The following is a 5,741-nucleotide window of genomic DNA, read 5'->3' on the forward strand; positions in this document are numbered from 1 at the left end:
GTTGCTGGTGGGGGATTCCCTGGGCATGGTTATTCAGGGACACGGGTCAACGTTACCGGTTACTGTAGACAATATCATTTACCATACCCAAACTGTAAGCCGCGGTTCAACAAATGCATTGATCATGGCGGACATGCCTTTTATGAGTTATCCCGATGAAGCACAAGCGATTGACAATGCGGGTCGTTTACTAAAGGAGGGTGGAGCGCATATCGTCAAGCTGGAAGGTGGCGCAGCTTTTGTTGATATAGTACGTAAGCTTACCTCATTCGGAATTCCAGTCTGTGGTCATTTGGGTTTACTGCCGCAATCGGTCAACAAAATGGGTGGTTATAAGGTTCAGGGAAAAGATGAACAGTCTGCCAGGACTATCATGGAAGACGCGCAGGCGCTCGAAGCAGCAGGCTGTGATGTCATGTTGCTGGAATGTGTACCGATGGAACTTGCAAAGCAGGTTGCTGAGTTGTTAACGATTCCAGTTATCGGAATCGGTGCTGGCCCGCATTGCGATGGCCAGGTATTGGTATTGCAGGATATGTTAGGTCTTACACCAGGTAAGCGTCCACGCTTTGTACAGGATTTTTTCAAGGATACCGGAAGTATCAGCGCGGCAGTGGAAGCTTACGTTAAAGCAGTAAAATCGGGTTCATATCCATCGGAACAACACAGCTTCACTTCTTGAACTGCCCTGTTAGCTATCCCTCTGTTACAATCTGTCTATCTATTATGTTAGTAATCACATCCTCACAAGAAATGGGCGAACAATTGCGGGCCTGGCGACGGCAAGGTCAGTCTATTGCTTTGGTGCCGACGATGGGTAACTTGCATGCCGGTCATTTACGCTTGGTAGAAGCCGCGCAACGAGAAGCCAACAAGCTTGTGGTTACTATATTCGTGAATCCTTTACAGTTTGCGCCGGGTACAGACTTCGAAGCTTATCCGCGGACGCTGCAGCAGGATACTGAAAAGCTGGAGAGTCTTGGTGTGGATGTGGTGTTTTGTCCGGATGTAAATTCTATCTATCCGGGAGGGATGGAAGCAACGACCAAAGTCACAGTGCCAGGTTTGTCAGATATTTTGTGTGGAAAGTTTCGGCCTGGACATTTTGAAGGGGTCACAACGGTAGTGGCTAAGCTATTTAACTTGGTGCAGCCAGACGTGGCGGTATTTGGCGTAAAAGATTATCAGCAACTGGTGATAATTCGGCGCATGGTGAAGGATTTATGTTTTCCGATCAGGATTGTGGGCGTAGAAACGGAGCGAGAATCCAGTGGTTTGGCGATGAGTTCCCGTAACCAATACTTGTCGGAAAAAGAGCTGGGAGTCGCTGCGCTGCTACATTCAACACTTGCCTCGGTGGTGGAGCAGGTAAAGGAAATCACTGGTAAAGCTGGTTTTACGCCTGGCGATATTCATCTTATTGAACAACAGGCAATGCAGAATTTGATATCTCATGGCTTTCAGCCTGAGTATATTAAAGTCTGTTATGCAGATGATTTATCAGAAGTAACTGTTGAACGCAGAACTATGCGGGTTTTGGGCGCTGCCTGGCTGGGTAAAGCCAGGCTGATAGATAATTTGGAAATAAAGTAAATACCGGTTGAAGATGTGCCAATCGGTTGTTTTTATAATTCAAACTAGCCTGTATTGCGCATGCCTGCAGCGATTCCGTTGATAGTGCGCAGCAATGGGTTTAGCCAGGAGAGTTTTTCTTCTTCACTGATTGTCTCATCACGATAGCGTTTTAGAAGTACCACTTGAATGTAGTTTAACGGATCCAGGTACGGGTCACGCCGGGTGAGCGATAGTGCTAACGTTATGTTATCTTCCAGCAAAGTTTGTTGCCCCGCGACATTTAAAACCTGTGTGATAGTACGTTCGTACTCCTCACGAATCATTTGATAGATTCTTTCGCCCAGGGCTTTATCCTCACAAAGACTGGAATACGCACGTGCGATGTCCAGTTCTGCTTTAAATAATGCCATTTGTGTATTGCTGAGCATAGCGCGGAAGAAAGGCCATTCCTCGTACATTTGCTGCAGTTTTGCCAGGCGTGTGGGATCGTTATTGCGATACTGTTCCAATGCGCTACCGATACCGTACCATGCGGGCAATGTATGGCGTGATTGCGCCCAACCGAATACCCAGGCAATTGCACGTACTGAGGATTTGGAGCGGTCGGATTTTTTGCGATGCGACGGCCGGGATCCAATATTCATCATACCGATTTCGTTGAGAGGCGTTGCTTCGTAAAAATAGTCCAGGAATCCTTCAGTATTATCCGTTAAATCCCGGTAGGCTTTTTCTCCCACCTCGGCAAATTCATCCATAATTCCGAGGTAGTCCTTGCGGTCCGGTTGAGAAGCTGTAACAAGGCTGCTGCTTGCTTTCAACAGGCCTGTGACACCCATGGTTAACTCATAGGTCGCTGTGTTTACGTTGGTATATTTAAAAGAAAGCACCTCGCCTTGCTCGGTGAATTTGATTTGTCCATGCACAGTACCTTCCGGTTGTGACAGGATAGATTCGTGAGTTGGGCCGCCACCGCGACCAATTGTGCCGCCACGACCGTGAAACAATCGACTGGCAATACCACGTGATCGCATTAATTCCGTAACTTTTACCTGTGCTTCATAGAGGTTCCAGGCTGATGCCAGTATTCCACCGTCCTTGCAGGAATCAGAATAACCCAGCATAACTTCCTGCAGGTTACCTGATGCATTCAGTAAGGCCGCATAGGTTGGGTCATCCAGTAATTTTGTTAATACTGGCTCAATGTGTTCAAGGTCTTCGATGGTTTCAAAGAGCGGTGAAATACATATATGACAAAACCAGTCGTCTCCGGATTTGCCGGCGAGTCCAACATGATGTGCCAGCATCATAACTTCCATCACATGACTGGCTTCATGGGTCATTGAAATCACATAGTTACCAATCGCTTTTTCGCTTAGCTCATGACGCATGTCTGCGATGACTCTAAAAACCGAGAGCGTTTCCGAGGTGTCGCTGCTGAATTCATCAATGGCCAGATTTTCGGGGGGTGGTTCGGAAATAATCTGCGATAAGGCCTTCAGGCGTTCAGATTCTTCCAGGTCGTTATAATCAATCGCATATTGCTTAAGGATTTCCGCAACCGCTTCCGTATGTCGCGTGGACTCCTGGCGAACATCGAGATGGAGCAGGTAGAAGCCAAATGTTTCTACCAGGCGGATTAAATCCTGTAAATCTTCATTGGCAATTGCGCGATCACCATGGTCGATCAGCGAATCGCGGATCTGATATAAGTCATTGAGAAATTCAGTTTCTGTCTGAAATCGGTGCTCCTGGATGGATTGATCGCTTATCTCCTGTCCGTCCAGGCAATGGTTTATATAGGCCAGGTTCTGTTTCAACCTGTAGTTAATGATGGCAAGTTTACGACGATAGGGTTCGTTGGCGAAGCGATTGGGTTTGTCGGAAAAAGCATTGGCGCAATACGGTTGTGAGTGTGCCAGGCTATATAACAAATCTTCGCTGGGGGTGCACAGCTTGATAGAGTGGGTGAGCGTACTCGTTAAAAACTGTACACGTTCAATATATTCAGAAAGCACCGCACGCGACTGTAACTGCAATGCCATTACAGTGATTTCGGGTTTGACATTAGGATTACCATCCCGGTCACCACCGATCCAGGAACCGAAATTGAGGAAGCTGGGCACTTTTATCTGTTGAGCGTCTTCACCGTATATCCTGGCCACCGCTTTTTCAAATTGGCGATAAGTCTGCGGGACGGCTTCAAATAAACATTCACGAAAATAAGTGAGTCCATAGACGATTTCATCACGAACTTTAGGCCGCGTGGCACGTACCTCGTCGGTTTTCCATAAAATTTGAATTAAATTTTGAAACTGTTGAATGCAGTCATCATATTCGTCTTTGGTTAGATTATTTTCGTTTAAGCGTTTGTTGACTGAGGTAATGCGACGTAGCAGATCACGAATAGTGCGTCGTTTAGATTCCGTAGGGTGCGCAGTGATTACCGGGTGATAGTGCAGTTCATCTAACAGGGCCTGTAACTGGTCAATGCTGACACCGGCCTTTTTTAATTCCCTTAAGGTGACTTCAAAGGAGCCGACCCAATTCGGACCTTCGTGCATGCCGCTCTGGTGACGCAGGTAATGTTGATGAGTTTCTTCTGCGATATTAATCAGGCTGAAATAGTTGCTAAATGCTCGTACGACGTGAGTCAGCTTTTCTGGTCCCAGGCTTTCAATGATCTTGTTGAGCTCGTTTTGTTGTTCAAGATCTTCTTCCTTGCGCAGCGCAACGTATCCTTGCCTGAGAGTTTCCACCGCGTGAAATACGTCTTCGCCTTCTTGAGTACGTAATACGTCCCCAAGTAGTTTCCCCAATACTTTTACCAGTGAGCGTAGCGATTTGTCTTGAGACTCATTTACCATGCAAATTAATTCCTTACCAACGCTATGAATGCTTTATTGCAGAATGGTGCCATTAATATTTGTGTTATACAGGCACAAAAGAGCGAGGGATTATACCTTGTTAGACGGTAAGTTTTTACTTAATTTCTACACAATTTTAGTAACCCTATGATATATAAGAAAAATCAGAGGCTGCGAAAGGCTTTTGCTTTGTTGTAGATCGAATTAGAATTGCAATATTTTGAGATTTCAATAACTTAGGAAAAAGTAATGCTGAATTTATTAGACCGAACTTCCATATGGATTTTACTGGTCCTGGCACTGGGACTGGGCATTGCGCCCTTTGGTTCACAACCCCATCTCGTCGAAAAACTGCTAATGTTGCTAAACGGCACGCTGGTGCGACCCATCGACATTTTTGATTTGTTACTTCACGGCATTTTTCCCCTACTTTTTATCGTCAAACTGGGACGCGTGGCAGTACTGAAGCTGAAACAGGGTAGTTTAAGTAATGAACAGTAGATTAAGGAGGCGACACTTCACTAAGTAAAGCGTCGCCGGTGGGCGGAATACACTTACAGTTATTCTTGCGGCATGGTGAAATGCCGGTCCAGCGCTAGCAGAATGTTATCTTGCTGTTTTACTTGTTCAATAAAGTTACTTGTGAAACAACTTGGTTAGTTGATATGGCAAGGTTCCACAAGTATTGTGACTGTCTGTGCCACAGGACTTGGTATTGAACATCGCATGTATCGGGCACCAGCCAATTATCCCCGAAAGCAGCGGCACTATCCCAATCAACGGCAGTAATACCAACCACATATTAACGGTTGTGACATCAATCACGAACCATACGCTGATTAACGCCATGCCAATAATGATTCTTGCGGTGCGATCAATCGCACTGATGTTTTGTAAAGGATTCTTGGTCTGCAAAGATTTATCAATAAAATCAACCATGGTTAAATCTCCTGCTTGTTATAGCATCCAACGTATGAAAACTCGCTGCTGAGGTAACACGTATTATATTTGTGGTTAACGCTGTATATAAGTAACGCTCCATAACCATCTTTTCTGCAGAAGTAACTATTGTGTTGCGTTTTCAGGAAGTTGTTAGTATTAGAAGATTACGCCTATTACTGCATAGTTAAAGAAAAGCGCCTCAATTGCAACCAGGGACATACGTATAAATACTTGGGTTAATACATTTATTCATCCATCTTATCTTTTAGTTTAGGCTACTTATAAAAAAGTATAGGGCTATTTTCAGAAAAATATTTAACTTCGCAGAAATGTAGTTTATGACTTTATGGGTTGGCAAAA

General features: G+C 45.1%; 5 protein-coding genes. 3 read left to right on the top strand and 2 right to left on the bottom strand.

Annotation, left to right across the window (positions count from 1 at the left end):
• A partial coding sequence (gene panB / locus ACWVCM_RS14320; protein ID WP_455202441.1) for a 3-methyl-2-oxobutanoate hydroxymethyltransferase occupies nucleotides 1–682 on the top strand: 682 nt, incomplete at its 5' end.
• 44 nt (nucleotides 683–726) lie between these two features.
• On the top strand, nucleotides 727–1,593 hold the full coding sequence (panC, locus tag ACWVCM_RS14325; RefSeq protein ID WP_455202442.1) for a pantoate--beta-alanine ligase: 867 nt from the start codon (nucleotides 727–729) through the stop codon (nucleotides 1,591–1,593).
• Between the two features lie 44 nt (nucleotides 1,594–1,637).
• Here panC and ppc read toward each other — a convergent pair whose 3' ends face one another.
• Nucleotides 1,638–4,439: a phosphoenolpyruvate carboxylase gene (gene ppc, locus ACWVCM_RS14330; protein WP_455202443.1), complete on the bottom strand. Its 2,802-nt coding sequence runs from the start codon at nucleotides 4,437–4,439 to the stop codon at nucleotides 1,638–1,640.
• Nucleotides 4,440–4,688: 249 nt separating this feature from the next.
• Between ppc and ACWVCM_RS14335 the strand changes: the two genes are divergently transcribed.
• Nucleotides 4,689–4,940, top strand: a complete 252-nt coding sequence (locus ACWVCM_RS14335; protein WP_455202444.1) for a hypothetical protein — start codon at nucleotides 4,689–4,691, stop codon at nucleotides 4,938–4,940.
• Between the two features lie 135 nt (nucleotides 4,941–5,075).
• Here ACWVCM_RS14335 and ACWVCM_RS14340 read toward each other — a convergent pair whose 3' ends face one another.
• Entirely contained in the window at nucleotides 5,076–5,378 is a 303-nt protein-coding gene (locus ACWVCM_RS14340; RefSeq protein ID WP_455202445.1) for a YgaP family membrane protein, read from the bottom strand.
• Nucleotides 5,379–5,741: the final 363 nt, after the last annotated feature.

Source organism: Kaarinaea lacus (assembly GCF_975902315.1).

Bases quoted from the DNA above. Each gene is read 5' to 3' on its own strand.
- panC (WP_455202442.1), top strand. From the start codon at position 727: ATGTTAGTAATCACATCCTCACAAGAAATGGGCGAACAATTGCGGGCC.
- ppc (WP_455202443.1), bottom strand. From the start codon at position 4,439: ATGGTAAATGAGTCTCAAGACAAATCGCTACGCTCACTGGTAAAAGTA.
- ACWVCM_RS14335 (WP_455202444.1), top strand. From the start codon at position 4,689: ATGCTGAATTTATTAGACCGAACTTCCATATGGATTTTACTGGTCCTG.
- ACWVCM_RS14340 (WP_455202445.1), bottom strand. From the start codon at position 5,378: ATGGTTGATTTTATTGATAAATCTTTGCAGACCAAGAATCCTTTACAA.